The 19,776-nt window shown below is 68.1% G+C and carries 10 protein-coding genes and 3 pseudogenes; 9 read left to right on the top strand and 4 right to left on the bottom strand.

What is annotated here, in order from left to right; genetic code table 11:
- Nucleotides 1–7 precede the first annotated feature (7 nt).
- The gene (gene katG, locus OVA11_RS18325; protein ID WP_268068675.1) at nucleotides 8–2,224 is read left to right on the top strand and encodes a catalase/peroxidase HPI; all 2,217 of its coding nucleotides are present in this window, start codon (nucleotides 8–10) and stop codon (nucleotides 2,222–2,224) included.
- A gap of 58 nt (nucleotides 2,225–2,282) precedes the next feature.
- Here the strand turns inward: katG and ilvD are convergent, their stop codons facing one another.
- The gene (ilvD, locus tag OVA11_RS18330) at nucleotides 2,283–4,139 is read right to left on the bottom strand and encodes a dihydroxy-acid dehydratase (protein ID WP_268068676.1); all 1,857 of its coding nucleotides are present in this window, start codon (nucleotides 4,137–4,139) and stop codon (nucleotides 2,283–2,285) included.
- Between the two features lie 98 nt (nucleotides 4,140–4,237).
- On the opposite strand from ilvD, the gene OVA11_RS18335 reads away from it, so the two are divergent.
- From OVA11_RS18335 to OVA11_RS18345, 3 genes are all read left to right on the top strand, one after another.
- Complete coding sequence (locus OVA11_RS18335) at nucleotides 4,238–5,128, top strand: LysR family transcriptional regulator (RefSeq protein ID WP_268068677.1); 891 nt, start codon at nucleotides 4,238–4,240, stop codon at nucleotides 5,126–5,128.
- A gap of 55 nt (nucleotides 5,129–5,183) precedes the next feature.
- A complete protein-coding gene (locus OVA11_RS18340) occupies nucleotides 5,184–5,708 on the top strand; it encodes a glycine cleavage system protein R (protein WP_268068678.1) in 525 nt (174 codons plus the stop codon).
- 504 nt (nucleotides 5,709–6,212) lie between these two features.
- The gene (locus OVA11_RS18345; RefSeq protein WP_268068679.1) at nucleotides 6,213–7,307 is read left to right on the top strand and encodes a hypothetical protein; all 1,095 of its coding nucleotides are present in this window, start codon (nucleotides 6,213–6,215) and stop codon (nucleotides 7,305–7,307) included.
- Nucleotides 7,308–7,424: 117 nt separating this feature from the next.
- Here OVA11_RS18345 and rpoD read toward each other — a convergent pair whose 3' ends face one another.
- From rpoD to dnaG, 3 genes and pseudogenes are all read right to left on the bottom strand, one after another.
- Nucleotides 7,425–9,383 carry an RNA polymerase sigma factor RpoD gene (gene rpoD, locus OVA11_RS18350; RefSeq protein WP_268068680.1) on the bottom strand — a complete coding sequence of 653 codons (1,959 nt, stop codon included), beginning with the start codon at nucleotides 9,381–9,383 and terminating at the stop codon, nucleotides 7,425–7,427.
- 396 nt (nucleotides 9,384–9,779) lie between these two features.
- Nucleotides 9,780–9,863: pseudogene (locus OVA11_RS19900) on the bottom strand (hypothetical protein); the annotation flags it as partial.
- Nucleotides 9,864–9,962: 99 nt separating this feature from the next.
- A complete protein-coding gene (gene dnaG / locus OVA11_RS18355) occupies nucleotides 9,963–11,894 on the bottom strand; it encodes a DNA primase (protein ID WP_268068681.1) in 1,932 nt (643 codons plus the stop codon).
- Nucleotides 11,895–12,305: 411 nt separating this feature from the next.
- Here dnaG and OVA11_RS18360 point away from each other — a divergent pair, with 411 nt between their 5' ends.
- From OVA11_RS18360 to OVA11_RS18380, 5 genes and pseudogenes are all read left to right on the top strand, one after another.
- The gene (locus OVA11_RS18360) at nucleotides 12,306–14,279 is read left to right on the top strand and encodes a M61 family metallopeptidase (protein ID WP_268068682.1); all 1,974 of its coding nucleotides are present in this window, start codon (nucleotides 12,306–12,308) and stop codon (nucleotides 14,277–14,279) included.
- 91 nt (nucleotides 14,280–14,370) lie between these two features.
- A pseudogene (locus tag OVA11_RS18365) lies at nucleotides 14,371–14,998 on the top strand (hypothetical protein).
- Nucleotides 14,999–15,100: 102 nt separating this feature from the next.
- A complete protein-coding gene (locus OVA11_RS18370) occupies nucleotides 15,101–16,894 on the top strand; it encodes a DUF885 domain-containing protein (protein ID WP_268068683.1) in 1,794 nt (597 codons plus the stop codon).
- Nucleotides 16,895–16,923: 29 nt separating this feature from the next.
- Nucleotides 16,924–17,039 (top strand): annotated as a pseudogene (locus OVA11_RS18375) (hypothetical protein); the annotation flags it as partial.
- 140 nt (nucleotides 17,040–17,179) lie between these two features.
- On the top strand, nucleotides 17,180–19,600 hold the full coding sequence (locus OVA11_RS18380; protein WP_268068684.1) for a glycoside hydrolase family 3 N-terminal domain-containing protein: 2,421 nt from the start codon (nucleotides 17,180–17,182) through the stop codon (nucleotides 19,598–19,600).
- Nucleotides 19,601–19,776 lie beyond the last annotated feature (176 nt).

A 19,776-nucleotide genomic window follows, 5' to 3' on the forward strand; every position in this document is an offset into this window, starting at 1 on the left:
CGTCGGGGTGATCAACACACCTGCGCGGAGGAACTCGCCAATGGACGCCAAGGTCGAAGACAATATCGCGGGCAAATGCCCGATGGGCCACGGTCGTGGTCCCGCCAACCGGGACTGGTGGCCCCAGAGCCTGCGCCTGGAGGGCCTGAACCAGCACGCCCCGCGCTCCAATCCGATGGGCGAGGCGTTCGACTACGCCGAGGCGTTCAAGAGCCTCGACCTGGACGCGGTCATCAACGACCTGCACGCCCTGATGACCGACAGCCAGGAGTGGTGGCCCGCCGACTTCGGGCACTATGGCGGCCTGTTCATTCGCCTGGCCTGGCACGCGGCGGGCACCTATCGCATCACCGACGGCCGCGGCGGCGCGGGCGGCGGGCAGCAGCGCTTTGCGCCCCTGAACAGCTGGCCGGACAACGCCAATCTCGACAAGGCCCGCCGCCTCCTGTGGCCGATCAAGCAGAAGTACGGCGCCAAGCTGTCGTGGGCCGACCTCTATGTGCTGGTCGGCAACGTCGCCCTGGAGTCGATGGGCTTCAAGACCTTCGGCTTCGCCGGCGGCCGCGCCGACCAGTGGGAGCCTGAAGAGCTGTACTGGGGTCCCGAAAGCGCGTGGCTGGAGGACAAGCGCTACAGCGGCGAGCGTGAGCTGGACGACCCTCTGGGCGCGGTCCAGATGGGCCTGATCTACGTCAATCCCGAAGGCCCGAACGGCAATCCCGATCCGCTGGCCTCGGCGCGCGACATCCGCGAGACCTTCGCCCGCATGGCGATGAACGACGAGGAGACCGTCGCCCTGATCGCCGGCGGCCACACCTTCGGCAAGGCCCACGGCGCGGGTGACGCCGCCCTGGTCGGCGTCGAGCCGGAAGGCGGCCCGATCGAGGCCCAGGGCTTTGGCTGGATCAGCAAGCACGGCACGGGCAAGGGCGCCGACGCCATCACCGGCGGCCCGGAAGTGATCTGGACCCAGACGCCCACGCGCTGGAGCAACCACTTCTTCGACAACCTGTTCAAGTACGAGTGGGAGCTGACCCAGAGCCCCGCCGGCGCCAAGCAGTGGCAGGCCAAGAACGCCCCGGCCGACATTCCGGACGCGTTTGATCCGAGCAAGACGCACGTTCCGCGCATGCTGACCTCGGACCTGGCCCTGCGCTTTGATCCCGCCTACGAGAAGATCTCGCGCCGGTTCTACGAGAACCCGGACCAGTTCGCCGACGCCTTCGCCCGCGCGTGGTTCAAGCTGACCCACCGCGACATGGGCCCGATCGGCCGCTACCTGGGCCCGCTGGTCCCGAAGGAAGAGCTGATCTGGCAGGACCCGATCCCGGCCGTCGACCACCCGCTGGTCAATGACCAGGACATCGCGACCCTGAAGGCCAAGATCCTGGCCACCGGTCTGTCGGTGTCGGATCTGGTCTCGGCCGCCTGGGCCTCGGCCTCGACCTATCGCCAGTCGGACAAGCGCGGCGGCGCCAACGGCGCGCGTATCCGCCTGGCCCCGCAGAAGGACTGGGCGGTCAACAACCCGCCGGTCCTGGCCAAGGTGCTGGCGGCGCTCGAAGGCGTTCAGAAGGACTTCAACGCTTCGGCCGGCGGCGGCAAGAAGATCTCGCTGGCCGACCTGATCGTGCTGGGCGGCGCGGCGGCCGTCGAAAAGGCGGCCAAGGACGCCGGCACCAGCGTCACGGTGCCCTTCGCCCCGGGCCGCATGGACGCCTCGGCCGAACAGACCGACGCGGCCTCGTTCGACGCTCTGGAGCCCCGCTCGGACGGCTTCCGCAACTATCGCGGGCCGGGCAAGCACTTCATGGCGCCGGAAGAGGCCCTGGTCGACCGCGCCCAGCTGCTGGGTCTGTCGGGTCCGGAGATGACGGTGCTGGTCGGCGGCCTGCGCGTCTTGGGCGCCAACGCCGGCGGCTCCAAGGACGGGATGTTCACCAACCGCCCCGGCGTGCTGAGCAACGACTTCTTCGTCAACCTGCTGAGCATGGACACCACCTGGAGCCCGACGGCGGCCAACGCCTTCGCCGGCCATGACCGCAAGTCCAGCCAGCCGCGCTGGACGGCGACCCGCGTCGACCTGATCTTCGGCTCCCACGCCGAACTGCGGGCCTTGGCCGAGGTCTATGCCTGCGCGGACTCGCAGGAGAAGTTCGTCTGCGACTTCGTCACCGCCTGGAACAAGGTGATGAACGCCGACCGCCTGGATCTGGCGGCTTAAGTCCTGGCGACTGAAGATCGAGAGGCCCCGGCGGAAACGCCGGGGCCTTTTCTCTGCCCTAGCGACCCCGCTCCACCTGGCTGACGTCGCGCACCGCGCCGCGGGCGGCGTTGGTGGTCATGGCGGCGTAGGCGCGCAGGGCGGGGCTGACCTCGCGCTGGCGATCCTTCGGCGTCCAGGCGTCCTTGCCGCGCGCCAGCTGCGCCTCGCGGCGGGCGGCCAGCACGTCGTCCGGGACCTCCAGCGTGATCCCGCGCGTCGGGATGTCGATCAGGATCGAGTCGCCGGTCTCGACCAGGGCGATCAGGCCGCCCTCGCCGGCTTCGGGCGAGACGTGGCCGATCGACAGGCCCGAGGTGCCGCCCGAGAAGCGGCCGTCGGTGATCAGGGCGCAGGCCGCGCCCAGGCCCTTCGATTTCAGATAGGTGGTCGGGTACAGCATCTCCTGCATGCCCGGGCCGCCCTTGGGGCCTTCGTAGCGGATGACCACGACCTCGCCGGCCTTGACCTGGCCGCCCAGGATGCCGCTGACCGCCGAGTCCTGGCTCTCAAAGACGCGGGCCGCGCCCCGGAAGGTCAGGATCGACTCGTCGACCCCGGCGGTCTTCACGATGCAGCCTTCGGGCGCAAGGTTGCCGAACAGTACCGCCAGGCCGCCGTCCTTGGAGAACGGGTGCTCGACCGAGCGGATGACGCCCGTCTCGCGGTCGAGGTCCAGCTCCTCCCAGCGGGCGGCCTGGCTGAAGGCCACCTGGGTCGGCTTGCCGCCCGGCGCGGCCTTGAAGAACTCATGAGCGGTCTGGCTGTTGGTGCGGCCGATGTCCCAACGGGCCAGGGCTTCGGCCATGGTCGGGGCGTGGACGGTCGGCTGGCTGGCGTCGATCAGGCCGCCGCGCTCCAGCTCGCCCAGAATGGCCATGACTCCGCCGGCCCGGTGGACGTCCTCCATGTGCACGTCGCTCTTGGCGGGGGCCACCTTGGAGAGGCACGGCACGCGGCGCGAGAGCCGGTCGATATCGGCCATGCTGAAGTCGATCCCGCCCTCATGGGCGGCGGCCAAGAGGTGCAGCACGGTGTTGGTCGAGCCGCCCATGGCAATGTCGAGACTCATGGCGTTCTCGAACGCGGCCCGGGTGGCGATGCCGCGCGGCAGGGCGGTCGGGTCATCCTGCTCGTACCAGCGCTGGCAGAGATCCACGATCAGGCGGCCGGCCTCCTTGAACAGGGCTTCGCGATCGGCGTGGGTGGCCAGCACCGAGCCGTTGCCGGGCAGCGACAGGCCCAGCGCCTCGGTCAGACAGTTCATCGAGTTGGCGGTGAACATGCCCGAGCACGAGCCGCAGGTCGGGCACGCGGCCTTCTCGATCGCGGTCACTTCTTCGTCGGAATAGCTGTCGTCGGCAGCCACGACCATGGCGTCGACGAGGTCCAGCGCCCGGATCTTGCCCTTCACCGTCACCTTGCCGGCCTCCATCGGCCCGCCGGAAACGAAGACCACCGGGATGTTCAGGCGCATGGCGGCCATCAGCATGCCGGGCGTGATCTTGTCGCAGTTGGAGATGCAGACGATCGCGTCGGCGCAGTGGGCGTTGACCATGTACTCGACGCTGTCGGCGATCAGGTCGCGGCTGGGCAGCGAGTAGAGCATCCCGCCGTGGCCCATGGCGATGCCGTCGTCGACGGCGATGGTGTTGAACTCCTTGGCCACGCCCCCGGCGGCCTCGATCTCGCGGGCGACCAGCTGGCCCAGGTCCTTCAGGTGCACGTGTCCGGGCACGAACTGGGTGAAGCTGTTGGCCACCGCGATGATCGGCTTGCCGAAGTCGCTGTCCTTCATGCCGGTGGCGCGCCAGAGGCCCCGGGCGCCGGCCATGTTGCGGCCATGGGTGGTGGTGCGAGAGCGATAGGGAGGCATGGGGTCAATCCAATGTCGGTCGTAGGGTCTTTTACGCGAGGTCGGATCGATCCAAAAATATATTAGTCGGCAGTGATTAAGTCGCTAAACATATCAAGATGGGCATCCGCCAGTTCCGCCACTTCGTCGCCGTCGCCGAGACTCTGCATTTCGGGCGGGCGGCCGAGCGCCTGGGCATCACCCAGCCGCCGCTCAGCCAGTCGATCCAGGCGCTGGAGAAGGCCCTGGGCGCTGCGCTGTTCGCCCGCACCAAGCGGCATGTCGAACTGACGCCGCTGGGCCAGCAGTGGCTGCCCCATGTGCGCGAGGCGCTGGCGGCGATCGACGCCCTGCCCGACACCGCCAGGCGGCTGCGCGACGGCCAGACCGGCTATCTGTCGCTGTCGTTCGTCAGCACCGCCGACTACAGCGTCCTGCCAGACCTCGTCCGGCGCTACGCCGAGGCCTTTCCCGGCGTCGAGATCCAGCTGGTCGAGGCCACCAGCGACGTCCAGGTGCCGGCGGTGCTGGCCGGCGAGCGGCACGCGGGCATCATCATCCCGCCGCCCAACCCCGCCCTGCCCGCGCCCCTTGCCTATCGGCGGCTGGTCTCCGAGCCGCTGGTGGCCGTCACGCCCGAGGCGTGGGGCGCCGAAGGGCCGCTGGACCTGGCCGCCCTGGCGGAGGTTCCGCTGGTGCTGTTTCCCCGAACCGTGGCCCCGGCCTTCCACGACCTGGTCACCGGCTATGTGGCCGCGCGCGGCCAGCCGGTGCGGATCGTGCAGGAAGCCATCCAGATGCAGACCATCATCAGCCTGGTGTCGGCGGGCCTGGGCATGGCGCTGGCGCCCGCCTCGCTGCGAAAACTGGCCCGTGCAGGGGTTCGCTATGTCGACCTCGTCGATCCCCCGATCCTGGAGACCGGCCTTGTCTGGCGACGCGACGAGGCCGCGCCGACACTTCAAGGCCTGCTGCGCCTGGCGGGCGCCGACGGACCCGCCCTGGATTGACGCGGGCCAAGGCGCGTGGCTGGCTCGGGCAAAACATAAGCCTTAGGGAGCGTCCATGGCCAACCTGATCCTCAGCGTCGTCGGCAGCGATCGACCCGGCCTCACGGAGGCCCTGGCCAAGGCGGTGCTGTCGGCCGGCGGCAACTGGCTGGAGAGCCATCTCAGCCAACTGGGCGGGCTCTATGTCGGCTCGGTGCTGGTCGCGCTGGACGCCGGCGCGGTGGACGCCCTGCGCGCCGCCGTCGCCGAGGTGGACGCGCAGGGCCTGGAGGTCCGGATCGCGCCGGCCCTTGAGACCGCCCCCTCGGCGGGCGAGACCGTCGCCTTCAGCGTGGTCGGCCAGGACCGCCCGGGTATTGTCGCCCAGGTGACCGGCGTCCTCAGCGGCCTGCACGCCAATATCGAGACCTTCGAGACCCGCCTCAGCGTCGAGCCCCACTCGGGCGCGCCGCTGTTCCACCTGGACGCCCGCCTGCGCCTGCCGTCCACGCTATCGACCGCAGCCGTGCAGACGGCGCTGGAGGATATCTCCGGCGATATCATGGTCGATGTGACGGTCGGAGAGGGCCAGAGCCTTTAGCCTGAAGTCGGAATCGATCTCAGGTGTTAGAAACGCTCCAAATCAAATACTTAGAGCGTGAGAACAGCCGAAATCGGTTCCCACTTTCGGCCTCACGCTCCAGGTGAGCCGGAACAACACCCGTGTCATTCCGGAAGCCTCGCAGAGGCTCTCCGGGACCCAGGGGGTGACAAAACGCCGTGCAAGCCGCCCCTGGGTCCCGGCGCTCCGCGCTACGCGCTGCGGCCGGGATGACGCCGGGTTGGAATCGAGGCGCTAAACCTCCAAACAGAAAACGCCCCCGCCTTACGACTGGCCGACGTCTTCCAGCGTGTGGTCGGTGTGCATGCCGACGCCGAAGGGCCTCGCATGCAACCGGATGCAACCCCGGCGTCCGTCGGCGCGCGGCGCTGCACCTGCCCGAGGGCGGCCAGGGACGCCAAAAGCCGACCGACCCATTCAAGCCCGCCGATGACCTGCAGGCGGCCGGGGCGCGCCCCTTTCACCCTATTCGGGAGGTCCACCTTGAAAACCCTGACGGCTCTGATGACCGGCGCGACCCTGATCGCGCTGACACCGACCCTCGTCGCCGCGGACGACCTCCGGCTGGCCTTCCCGGTGCACAACATCACCGTGACCTCCGACATTCCCGCGCTGAGCATCTCGGTGCGCAACCAGTCCCAGAGCACCAACCCGGCCCAGCGCGACCTGCGTGTCGTCTCTCCGAAGCCCGTGCTGCACGTCACCGGCGAGGTTCGATGCAAGTCGTTCCCGAACGCCAACACCCGTGCGGACGCCGCCCAGGTGATCTTCGGCAGCGGCGTACTCACGCCATCCGGAGACAAGGCGATCGCCTTTGTCGGCGGATGGTCCATCTCGCCGGTCGTCGAACTCGGTGATGACCAGGAGGCGCGCAACTTCAGCATCAACGTGCCGGTCAATCTGCCGAGTACCGGCGCCCCCTATTCCGTCGGCTTCAATCCGGTTCACTACGTCGAGGCGCGTATGCAGACCTTCGTCCAGAACGGAGCCGGCTCACAGGCGGACTTCCTGCGCGCCGATGACGTGTTCGAGACCACGATCAGGATGAACGTTGTCGGCTGGTGCGAGTACCAGAGCCAGAGTCTCTACGGCCGATACGCGGGCGTCAGGCAGATGACTGTGCCGGTGCGCATCTTCTATCACGGCGATCCCGACATCAAGGATCAGACCGTCGGCGTGGGAACACCCAACGGTCTCCAGGCCCCTCCCCCTGGACGCGCTCCGTCCCGCGCCACGCCCCCCGCCCGCCGGACTCCGCCGACGCGCGAAAGCCAACCGGAAGCACGCTCGCCCACAGGCGCGGCGACCGGCGAAGTCTATGGCGACGGCGCTGTGCGTCTGTTGCGACCCGCCGCTCAGCAGATGCGCGAGTCCCCGGCCGCACCGACCGGGGAAACAGGCTGCAACGGGGCCGCCCCAGTCCTCCGGCGGGAAGCGGCCCGGGCCATGGCCAGCCTGCTCCTGGGCTCAAGCCGGTCCCGCGGCGAGGCGGAGCGTCCGTCCCTGCAAAATCGTCTGGTCGATACGGTGGTCGATCAGGCGGCAGGATGCCGACCCGCGACGGCTGACGCGAACTGAGCCGACTTGAAGGCGGCATAGCGAGGAGCCGAAAAGAGGTCGCCGAACAAAAAACGCCCTGGTCCTGCGACCAGGGCGTCTCTGTTTTCTGATGGCGCAGAGCCCGTCCGCGGCCCCCTACGAGTCCAGGAAGCTGCGCAGCTTGCGCGACCGCGACGGGTGCTTGAGCTTGCGCAGAGCCTTCGCCTCGATCTGACGGATACGCTCGCGGGTCACCGAGAACTGCTGGCCGACTTCTTCCAGCGTGTGGTCGGTGTTCATGCCGATGCCGAAGCGCATGCGTAGCACGCGCTCTTCACGCGGGGTCAGCGAGGCCAGCACGCGGGTGGTGGTTTCGCGCAGGTTGGACTGAATGGCCGCGTCGATCGGCAGGACGGCGTTCTTGTCCTCGATGAAGTCGCCCAGGTGGCTGTCTTCTTCATCGCCGATCGGGGTCTCGAGCGAGATCGGCTCCTTGGCGATCTTCAGGACCTTGCGGACCTTTTCCAGCGGCATGGCCAGCTTTTCGGCCAGCTCTTCGGGGGTCGGCTCGCGGCCGATCTCGTGCAGCATCTGGCGGCTGGTGCGGACGATCTTGTTGATCGTCTCGATCATGTGCACCGGGATACGGATGGTGCGGGCCTGGTCGGCGATCGATCGGGTGATCGCCTGACGAATCCACCAGGTGGCGTAGGTCGAGAACTTGTAGCCGCGGCGATACTCGAACTTATCGACGGCCTTCATCAGGCCGATATTGCCTTCCTGGATCAGGTCCAGGAACTGCAGGCCGCGGTTGGTGTACTTCTTGGCGATCGAGATCACGAGGCGGAGGTTCGCCTCGACCATTTCCTTCTTGGCCTGACGGGCCTCGCGCTCGCCCTTCTGCACGGTCTGGACAATGCGGCGATAGTCGTCGATCGGCACGCCGGTCTCGGTGGCCAGGGCGGCGATCTCACTGCGGATGTCGGTGACCGACTGGCTGTCGTTCTCGACGAACTTGGTCCAGCGCACGCCCATCGCCTTGACCTGCTCGGTCCAGGTCGGGTTCAGCTCGGCGCCGAAATAGGCCTTGAGGAACTCAGCCCGGCTGATGCCGTAGCTGTCGGCCAGGCGCAGCAGGCGGCCTTCCAGACCGATCAGGCGCTTGTTGATCGCATAGAGCTGCTCGACCAGCGCCTCGATGCGGTTGTTGTTCAGCTTCAGCGTCTTCAGGTGCTGGATGATCGTCGCCGACAGACCCTCATAGGCCTTGCGGTCGGCGTCCGAGAGGTCTTCGCCCTTCAGGCGGCTGCCGACCAGCTTGTCCTGCAGCTTGCGGAAGGCTTCGAACTCGCTGGCGATGGCGTCCAGAATGGCCATCACGCCTTCGCGCAGCTCGCCTTCCATGGCGCTGACGGTCGGACCGGCGCCGTCGTCGAAATCGTCCTCGTCCTCGCCCTCGGCGCCCTCGGGCTTGGCCTCGCCGGCCTCGTCGTCGACCGGCTCGGCCGGACCATCGTCATCCTCGGCGGCCGGCGCGGCGGCCACGCCGTTGATCGCCGCGTAGGTGGCTTCCAGGTCGATGACCTCACGCAGCAGGATGCGGCCAGTGCCCAGTTCCTCGCGCCACACCATGATAGCTTCGAAGGTCAGGGCCGACTCGCACAGGCCGCGGATCATCGTGTCGCGGCCGGCCTCGATGCGCTTGGCGATGGCGATTTCGCCTTCGCGCGACAGCAGCTCCACCGAGCCCATTTCGCGCAGATACATCCGCACCGGGTCGTCGGTGCGGTCATAGGCCGCCGGCTTGTCGCTGGCGATGACGGTCGTGTTCTCGTCACGCGTGGCGACCTCGCCGCCCTCGGCGTTCTCGGCGTCTTCCTCGGCCTCGACCACGTTGACGCCCATCTCACTGAGCATGGCCAGCGTGTCTTCGATGGCGTCGGGGCTGACTTCCTCGGACGGCAGCACCTTGTTCAGCTCGTCCATCGTGACGTAGCCGCGGGCTTTCGCCTGTTTGATGAACTTCTTGACGCCGGCGTCGGTCAGATCGAGCAGGGGGCCGTCACCACCAGTGGTTTCGGGCGCTTCCGTCTCGGCCGAGGAATTGTTGCTCATCAAGCTCTCCGCAATCGACGCGACCTTCCCGCAAGGCTCGCGTCGAGAAAATCCATGTTGAAATGGCTTGCCTGCCCGATCCGCGCCTTGATCAGCGCTTACCCAAGGATCACGTTCCCGTCAGACGGCTCGCATGCGCTCCAGTCCGCCAAGTGAAAGCGCTCCCCCGGGAAACCGGCGGAGGTCAAGGCGATGAGCGCGGCGAGCTTTTCCCTAAACGGGTCGGCGACCACTGGGGATCTGAGGCGGCGGCGAGGGTGACATCCTGTTTCGATAAGGGCGCGCGCTCCGGCGGCCCGAGCGATGTCAATCAGCTGCGTGGCAAATCCTTGAGTCGGCATGTGGCTGTGGGGGAAGCCGGTGTCAAGATGGGACGTGGGCGGCTTTTGATTTTGCGGGCTTATTGGCGAAGGTTGGGGAAGGCTCCAAGAACTCCCCCAAAACCCGACCTCCCCGGCGAATGCCGGGGCCCAGATTCATCCGGAGCGGTTTGGGCGGATCCGCCTGCGGCCTCAGCCAACCTGTTGAAGTCAGCGATCTCGATCTGGACCCCGGCATTCGCCGGGGAGGTCGGAGTTCTTAATGCAACGCCTGGGCCACCAGCGCCGGGTCGGTCCAGCCGCCGCTTTCGATCAGGCGCTTGACTGCATCGCGCTCGGTCTTGAGGCGCAGCAGGGTCTGGAAGTCGCTGTCGTCGGCAAGGTCGGTCTTGGCGTCGTCGACCGCACGCTCCAGCGCGGTCAGGCGTAGCAACAGGTCAAAGGCCTGCGACCACAGCACCCGGATCGCCTCCTCAGGGCTCTGGGCCGCGCTCTGGGCGACATCGAGGGCCTTCACGTGGGCGGCCGCACGCTCCAGGGCCGCCAGAACGCCATCGTCATAGCCCGCTGACGCCAGCCGCCCCTTCAGCAGGCCGGTCTCGACGTGATCAGCCTCCAGCCGCAGGTTGACCAGTTCATGGGCGATGGCGTCCAGGCGCTCGTCGCCGAAGCCCTGGTTCATCAGCACCTCGATGCGGTCGTCGACCACCTTCGGATCACGGATCGCGGCGATCAGCAGGGCCGCCGAGAACGGACGCGGCGCCTGGTGCAGGGCGGCGGCAGCCTGACGGCCTTCGGCGGTGGCGCCCTCCAGGCGCGGCTTGCCCCAGGGACGACGCGGGGCGTTGTCCCAGCGCGCCCGCGACAGGGCGCGGCCCGCGTCGCTGGCGTCAGCCTTGACGCGGCGCGCGGCGCGCATCTCGTCCAGCCGGTCCAGCAGCTCTTCCTTGTAGGCGTGGGCCAGGTCCTTGTCGGCGATGGTCGCCGCCAGGGTGCGCAGGCGGACCTTGAGGTTCGTGCGCTGCTCGGGCGTGTCGAAGGGCTCAAGGTCGCGCTCGCGCTCGAACAGGGCCTCGACGAAGGGCTTGGTGTCCGACAGCTGGGCCTTCAGCGCCGCAGGCCCCTGCTCGCGCAGCACGTCGTCAGGGTCCTTGCCGCCCACCGGCATCGAGAACAGGAACGAGCGGCCGGGCTTGAGCAGCGGCAGAGCGCGGTCGATAGCGCGGTCGGCGGCGCGCTTGCCGGCCTTGTCGCCGTCGAAGCACAGGGTCGGGGTCGGATGCAGGCGCCAGAGCCCCTCCATCTGCTCCTCGGTCAGGGCCGTGCCCATGGCCGCCACGGCCGGCACGCCGGCGCGCTGACAGGCGATGACGTCCATATAGCCCTCGACCACCACCATCGGCGGCTTCTCGCCGCCGCTCTGGCCGGCGTGGAGGATCTTGCGGGCCTCGAACAGGCCATACAGCACCCGCCCCTTGTGGAAGAGGCTGGTCTCGGGACCGTTCAGATACTTGGCGCGGGCGGCGGGATCCATCGCCCGGCCGCCAAACGAGACGACCTTTCCCCGGCTGTCGGTGATCGGGAAGATGATCCGGTCGCGGAAGCGGTCATAGGGCTGCCCGCCGTCCTCAGGCGCGATCAGCACGCCGGCGTCCACGAGGTCGCCCGGCTTGGCGCCCTTGGCGATCAGATAGTCCTTCAGGCCCGTGCGGTTGTTGGGGGCAAAGCCGATGCGGAAGCGGCTCCACTCGCTCTCGGGCAGGCCGCGCTTTTCCAGATAGGCGCGGGCGGCCTGGCCGACCGGACGACGCAATTCGCTCTCGAACCAGGCGGCCGCCAGCTCCATCCAGTCGCCCAGGGACGAGCGCTTCTGCTCCTCGCGGGCGGCGCGGGGATCGACCTCGGGCAGGCTCATGCCCGCCTCGGCCGCCAGCCGCTCGACGGCCTCGGCGAAGGTCAGCCGCTCGGTCTCCTGCAGGAAGCTGATGATGTCGCCGTGCTTGCCGCTGGAGAAGCAGTGGTAGAAGCCCTTCTCGTCGTTGACGAAGAACGACGGGCTCTTTTCCTTGGTGAACGGCGACAGCCCCGCATACTCGCGCCCCTGCCGCCGCAGCTTCACCGTCTTGCCGACGACGTCGGACGGGCGAAGGCGGGACTTCAGTTCTTCGAGAAAGCGGTCGTCGAAACGCATTGCGGTGGGCGAAACTTCGCGGACTTGAACCCGGCACCTTATCTGGCGAGCCGTCTCGCCAGAACCGGACGTGGGCGACCGTCCAGCCCATAGCGCGAGTCCCCCACAGGTTACTCACAGATTAACCCGCCCAGGATCCGACGAGCATCAATCCTCCCCCCAGCGGGGGAGGTGTCGACTCGAAGAGGCGACGGAGGGGGAAGTCCCGCCGACCTTGCCTCTTCCCCCTCCGGCCTTCGGCCACCTCCCCCTCTGGGGGGAGGATTTCAGTTACGCCAAAGACGCTTCGCTTCACCCCCGAAACGAACGCCCGACATTCCGCGTTCGGAGGCCAACTCGCCCTCGACAAGGCGCGGATAACGCCACAAACATCCCGGCTTATCGTCGCGGGGAGCACGCCCGCGCGCCGCATTGGGGTGTTTGGTGAAAGCGCTGTTCTTCTCGGTCTCCGTCCTGTCCCTGGTCGCCACGGCCGCCCTGGCCCAGACACCGACCTTGGCGCCGACCCCAGCGCCGTCGCAGCCCTGGCCGGAGTCAGCCGCGCCGAGCGCGCCGATCCCCGCCCCGCAGGACATCCCCTACGCCGGCACGCTGAAGCTGGCCGTAGACGCCACCGATCTTGACCGCAAGATCTGGACGGTCACCACGACGATCCCGGTCAGCAAGGCCGGCGCCTTCACCTTCCTCTATCCGCAGTGGGTTCCGGGCGGCCACTCGCCGCGCAACGATCTGGACAAGCTGGCGGGCCTGGTGGTCACCGCAAACGGCAAGCCCCTGCCCTGGAAGCGCGACGTCGTCAGCGTCCACGCCTTCCATGTCGACGTCCCCGCAGACGTCAGCGAAATCCAGGTCAGCTACCAGTTCCTGACCGCTGTGGAGAGCCGCATCGGCCGCATCCAGGTGACGCAGGAAATGCTGAACCTGCAGTGGCTGCAGGTCGCGGTCTATCCGGCCGGCTACTACACCCGCCAGATCCCGATCGAGGCCAGCGTCAAGCTGCCCGAGGGCTGGAAGCTGGCCACCGCCTTGAAGACCGCCAAGGTCGAGGGCCAGGTCACCACCTTCAAGCCGACCACGGTCGAGACCCTGGTCGACTCGCCGATCTTCGCAGGCAAGTACTTCAAGTCGATCGACCTGGATCCGACCGGCCCCGCCCCCGTGCGCCTGAACCTGGTGGCCGACAGCCCCGAGCTGCTGGAGGCCAAGCCCGAGCACATCCAGGTCCACAAGGATCTGGTGCAGCAAGCCTACAAGCTGTTCGGCTCGCACCATTACGACCACTACGACTTCCTGGTCGCCCTGTCGGACCGCCTGGGCGGCATCGGCCTGGAGCACCACCGCAGCTCCGAAAACCGCGTCACGCCCAAATACTTCACCGAGTGGGACAAGAGCTTTGTGGGCCGCGACCTGCTGCCCCACGAGTTCACCCACTCGTGGAACGGCAAGTTCCGCCGCGCCGCCGACATCTGGACCCCCAATCTGAACGTGCCGATGCGCGACAGCCTGATGTGGGTCTATGAGGGCCAGACCCAGTACTGGGGCTATGTCCTGTCGGCGCGCGCGGGCTTCCTGACCAAGCAGCAGACCCTGGACGCGATCGCCGCCACCGCCGCGACCTATGACAACCGTCGCGGCCGCGACTGGCGTCCGGTGCAGGACACCACCAACGACCCGATCATCGCCCAGCGCCGGCCGCTGTCGTGGCTGTCGTGGCAGCGCAGCGAGGACTACTATTCCGAAGGCCAGCTGGTCTGGCTCGACGCCGACACCCTGATACGCGAGAAGACCGGCGGCAAGAAGTCGCTGGACGACTTCGCCAAGGCCTTCTTCGGCGTCGACAACGGCTCATACGTGCCGCGCACCTATGTGTTCGAGGACGTGGTCGCGGCCCTGAACGGCGTCGTGGCTCATGACTGGGCCGCGTTCCTGAAGACCCGCATCGAAGAGGTCCAGCCGAAGGCCCCGCTCGATGGCCTGGAGCGCGGCGGCTACAAGCTGGTCTACACCGAGACCCCGACCGAGTTCATGAAGGCCGCCGAGACCCGTTCGCGCGGCACGGCCCTGACCTATTCTCTGGGTCTGAGCCTGGGTTCTGACGGCGTGATCTCCGACGTCCAGTGGGGCGGTCCGGCGTTCAAGGCCGGCCTGACCCAGGGCCTGACCGTGGTGGCGGTCAACGGCGAGCAGCTGGACAGCGACAAGCTGAAGGCCGCCGTCAAGGCCGCCGCCAAGCCGGAGAACCCGCTGGTCGAGCTGCTGATCAAGGACGGCTTCCGCTACAAGATGGTCAAGATCGACTATCGCGGCGGGCTTCGCTATCCGCGCCTGGAGCGGATCGCCGGCGCCCCTGATCGCCTCGGCGACATCCTGACGCCCCGCAAGTAAGGCCCGTCGGAGCGTTGCGACTCGTTCGCGCGCTGCGACGATATGGGGAAGGGCCGAAGCAGGGCGTTTGCGTCATCTTTCCACCTGTTCGATCCCTCTGAACGCGTACCAAAGAAAGGGCCCGCACCCCTCCCAGGCGGGCCCTTTTTACTTTCCGGACGTCGCGTGCGATCGACTGCGGCTAAAAGGCCTGTTCAGGCTTGGCCGGAGACGACATGACGGACATTCCCGAACTCCAGCGCGTGACCACCGAATATGTCGCGGTCGAGGACCGCATCCGGCTCAGCGGCGAGGCCGCCGATGGCGCGACCATCGTCCTGTGGCTCACCCAGCGCCTTCTCAACCTGCTGGCGCCTAGCCTGACCAGCGGCCTGGAGCGCCCGGACTCGGCCAGCGACGCCTTGCTGCAAGGGTTCGCCCAGCAGGCGGCTGAAGCGTCGCTGTCGCCTCAGCCGGCCGTCCAGGCCACGGCGCCCGCCGCCAGCTGGCGCGTCGACTCGGTGGACATCCTGTCCGGTCCGGACGGCGTCGCCCTCACCTTCCGGTCTGATGATGGGCCTGCGGCGCGTCTAACGCTGGCCACCGAGCCCCTGCGTCAATGGCTGGGCATCCTGCGCCGGCAGTATCAGGCGGCGGGCTGGATAGATCGCGTGTGGCCCGACTGGATGGAGGACGACATGCGCCCAGCGGCGAGACCCGACGCGATACCGCTCCACTGACCCGCGCTTCGTGGTCCGGCCGCCTTGACCCTGAACGGACCGCAAGGGAACGATAGGTCAACGAGCCGGGGCCTCCCGGCTTCTTGAGTTTTAAGGATCGCCATGTCCCTGCCCGACCGTCGCCAGATCCTGATGGGAGCGGCCGCGACCGCCCTTACCGCCGGGCTCGCCTCCGCCGCCCAGGCCGCAACGCCGAAGGATCAGCTCTATGCGCTGTTCGACGCCTTCTTCGACGAGGACCTGAGCCAGAGCCCCGAACAGGCCACCAGCCTTGGCCTCGACACCGGCAAGCACGCCGACGCGCGCAGCAAGCTCTCGGACCGCTCGACCGCCGCCTGGCTGCGCGACCGCGCCGAACCGGCCCAGCGGATCGCCCGCCTGAAGACGATCGACCGCAAGGCGCTGAGCGGCGACGACGCCATCAACTACGACACCGCCCTCTTCAATTACGAGGCCCGGGGCGGAACCTCGCGCTTCGACTTCGGCGACGGGGCGCGCCCCTTCGTCCTGACCCAGTACTATGGGTCCTATATCTCGACCCCCAGCTTCCTCGACGGCCGTCACAAGATCGCCTCGGCCGCCGACGCCGACGCCTATCTGGCCCGTATGAGGGCCTTCGCCGCCGTGCTGGACCAGGAGACGCAGCGCGCCGGCGCCGACGCGGCCAAGGGCGTGATCCCTGCCGACTTCATGGTCGACAAGGCCATCGCCCAGCTCCAGCAGTTCCGCAGCCTGCCGGTCGAGAAGAACGTGCTGGTCGCCTCGGCCGCCCGCCGCGCCAAGGCCTACGGCGACTATGACGCCAAGGCGGCCGCCATCCTGACCGGCGAGATCCACCCGGCCCTGGACCGCCAGATCGCCGCCCTGCAGGCGATGCGCGCCAAGGCCACGCCGGACGCCGGCATCGGTCGCCTCAAGGACGGCGACGCCTTCTACGCCGCCCTCCTCAAGATCTACACGACCACCAACAAGACCGCCGAAGAGGTCCATCGCCTGGGCCTGGAGGAAGGCGCCGAGATCCAGGCGCGGATGGACGAGATCCTCAAGAAGCGCGGCCTGACCCAAGGCACGGTGGGCCAGCGCATGGCGAGCCTCAACACCATGCCCGGCCAGGTGTTCGCCAACACCGACGAGGGCCGCGCCGAGCTGCTGGCCTATTGCAACGCGCGCATGGCCAAGCTGCAGCCGCTCTTGCCGCAATGGTTCGGCGTCATGCCCAAGACCCCGGTCGTGGTGCGCCGCGTGCCGGCCTACACCGAGGCCGGGGCGGCGGGCGCCTATTACGAGCGCCCGGCCCTGGACGGCTCGCGCCCGGGGGCGGTCTATATCAATCTGCGCGACACGGCCGAGCGCCCGCGCTGGTCGCTGGCCACGCTGATGCACCACGAGGGCTCCCCGGGGCACCACTTCCAGCTGGCCCTGGTGGCCGAGAGCAACCTGCCGAAGCTGCGCCAGAACATGGGCTTCTCGGCCAATACCGAGGGCTGGGCGCTCTACGCCGAGCAGGTGGCCATGGAGATGGGCGTCTATGACGACGGCGACGATCTGGGCCTCCTGGGCATGTACCAGGCCCGGCTGTTCCGCGCCTCGCGCTGCGTGGTCGACACCGGCATCCACGCCAAGGGCTGGAGCCGCGAAAAGGCCATCGCCTACATGATCCAGACCGGCGGCGACCCGGAGGTGCGGGTCTCGCGCGAGGTCGAACGCTACTGCGCCAATCCCGGCCAGGCCTGCTCGTACAAGGTCGGCCACACGGTCTGGGCGGCCCTGCGCGAGCGCACCAAGCAGCGCCTGGGGAGCAAGTTCGACATCAAGCGCTTCCACGACACAGCGCTTCGGGTCGGTCCGGCGCCGTTGACCGTGCTGGAGGGCGTGATCGACCGCTGGCAAGGGTGAGGGCTGCGCCTCAAAGGACGCAGGGACGCCCCTCCGTCTCGCTGCGTATCCGCAGCGATCCACCTCCCCCGCAAGCGGGGCAGGAGGGCTGAGCTTCCTCCTCACCCGCATCGCGGGGGAGGTGGCGCGGCGCGAAGCGCCGTGACGGAGGGGGCGTTTCAACGACACAAAATGAGACCGGTACCATTTCTGGCTTGAGTGGTCTGACAAGTCCCCTCATAGTGCCTCACAACAGCGGCGATTGAGAGCCGCCTCAGTAAAGCGCAGCCTCGGGGAAACGACCGGATGAACACCACCCTCACCCGCCGCCTGTTCGGCGCGAGCCTGGCGGCCCTGTCCGCCGCCGCCCTGCCCGGCCTGGCGCAAGCCGCCGGCCAAGCCTCCAAGACATCGGGCGGCAAGCCGCTCTACAAGGATCCGGCCCAGCCGGTCGACGCGCGCGTGCAGGATCTGCTGTCGCGCATGACCCTGGAAGAGAAGGCCGCCCAGCTGGTCGGCATCTGGCTGACCAAGAACAAGATCCAGACGCCGGAAGGCGACTTCTCGGCCGAGCAGGCCAGCAAGAGCTTCCCGCACGGCCTGGGGCAGATCTCGCGTCCGTCCGACCGCAAGGGCGCCAAGCCCGCCACGGTGATCGACGCGGCCGCCGGCGCCGACGACGGCGCGATCAACCGCAACGCCGTCGAGACCGCCCGCTACACCAACGCCGCCCAGAAATGGGCCGTGGAGAAGACCCGCCTGGGCATCCCGCTGCTGATGCACGACGAGGCCCTGCACGGCTATGTGGCGCGCGACGCGACCAGCTTCCCGCAGTCGATCGCCCTGGCCTCGACCTTCGACACCGAACTGACCGAAAAGATCTTCGCCGTCGCCGCCCGCGAAATGCGCGCTCGTGGCTCGAACCTGGCCCTGGCCCCGGTGGTCGACGTGGCCCGCGACCCGCGCTGGGGCCGCATCGAGGAGACCTACGGCGAAGACCCGCACCTGTGCGCCGAGATCGGCCTGGCCTCGATCCGCGGCTTCCAGGGAACGACCCTGCCGCTGGCCAAGGACAAGGTGTTCGTCACCCTCAAGCACATGACCGGCCACGGCCAGCCCGAGAACGGCACCAACGTCGGCCCGGCCCAGATCGCCGAGCGCACCCTGCGCGAGAACTTCTTCCCGCCGTTCGAGCGCGCGGTGACCGAGCTGCCCGTGCGGGCGGTCATGCCCAGCTATAACGAGATCGACGGCGTACCCTCGCACGCCAGCCGCTGGCTGCTGACCAAGATCCTGCGCGAGGAGTGGGGCTACAAGGGCTCGATCCAGAGCGACTACTTCGCCATCAAGGAGCTGATCAGCCGCCACAAGCTGACCAGCGACCTGGGCGAGACGGCCGTTATGGCCATGCGCGCCGGCGTCGATGTCGAGCTGCCCGACGGCGAGGCCTACGCCCTGCTGCCCGAGTTGGTGAAGGCCGGCCGCATCCCGCAGTTCGAGGTCGACGCCGCCGTCGCCCGGGTGCTGGAGATGAAGTTCCAGGCCGGCCTCTTCGAGAACCCCTACTGCGACGAGAAGACCGCCGACGCCAAGACCGCCACGCCGGACGCCGTGGCCCTGGCCCGCGAAGCCGCCCGCAAGGCCGTGGTCCTCTTGAAGAACGACAAGGGCCTGCTGCCCCTGGACGGCAAGAAGTTCAAGCGCATGGCCCTGTTGGGGACCCACGCCAAGGACACGCCGATCGGCGGCTACTCGGACATTCCGCGTCACGTGGTCTCGATCCACGAGGGCCTGACCGCCGAGGCCAAGGCGCAAGGCTTCCAGCTCGACTACGCCGAGGCCGTGCGGATCACCGAGCAGCGCATCTGGGCCCAGGACGCGGTCAACTTCACCGACCCGGCCGTCAACGCCAAGCTGATCGCCGAAGCCGTTGAGGTCGCCAAGAAGGCCGACATCGTGGTCATGGTGCTGGGCGACAACGAGCAGACCAGCCGCGAGGCCTGGGCCGACCATCACCTGGGCGACCGTGACAGCCTGGACCTGATGGGCCAGCAGAACGATCTGGCCAAGGCGATCTTCGATCTGGGCAAGCCGACCGTGGTGTTCCTGCTGAACGGCCGTCCGCTGTCGATCAACCTGCTCAAAGAGCGCGCCGACGCCATCATCGAGGGCTGGTACCTGGGCCAGGAGACCGGCCACGCCGCCGCCGACGTGCTGTTTGGCCGGGCCAATCCGGGCGGCAAGCTGCCGGTCAGCATCGCCCGCGACGTCGGCCAGCTGCCGGTCTACTACAACCGCAAGCCCACGGCCCGCCGCGGCTATCTGGACGGCGAGACCACCCCGCTCTACCCGTTCGGTTTCGGCCTGTCGTACACCACCTTCGACATCTCGGCCCCGCGCCTGGCCAAGACCAGGATCGGCCAGGGCGAGCGCGTCAAGGTCGAGGTCGACGTCACCAACACCGGCAAGGTGGCCGGCGACGAGGTGGTCCAGCTCTATGTCCACGATGAGGCGGCCTCGGTCACCCGTCCGGTGCTGGAGCTGAAGCACTTCAAGCGCGTCACCCTGGCCCCCGGCGCCAAGACCACCGTCACCTTCGAGATCAAGCCCTCGGACCTGTGGATGTGGAACCTGGACATGAAGCGCGTCGTCGAGCCCGGCGACTTCTCGATCATGGTCGGCCCCAACTCCGTGGACCTGAAGAAGGCGACGCTGACGGTCGCTTAAGGCTCGGAAGAGCGCCCCCTCCGTCACGGCGTCTATCGACGCCGCGCCACCTCCCCCGCTCGCTTCGCTACGGGGCAGGAGGGAGCGCTCTTCTCCTGGCCGTGAAACGGGGGAGGTGGCGCGCTGCGGATACGCAGCGCGACGGAGGGGGCGTTCAGATTTCGCCGCAGGACACT

Origin of the sequence: Caulobacter sp. SL161 (assembly GCF_026672375.1) — a bacterium.
Classification (GTDB): domain Bacteria; phylum Pseudomonadota; class Alphaproteobacteria; order Caulobacterales; family Caulobacteraceae; genus Caulobacter.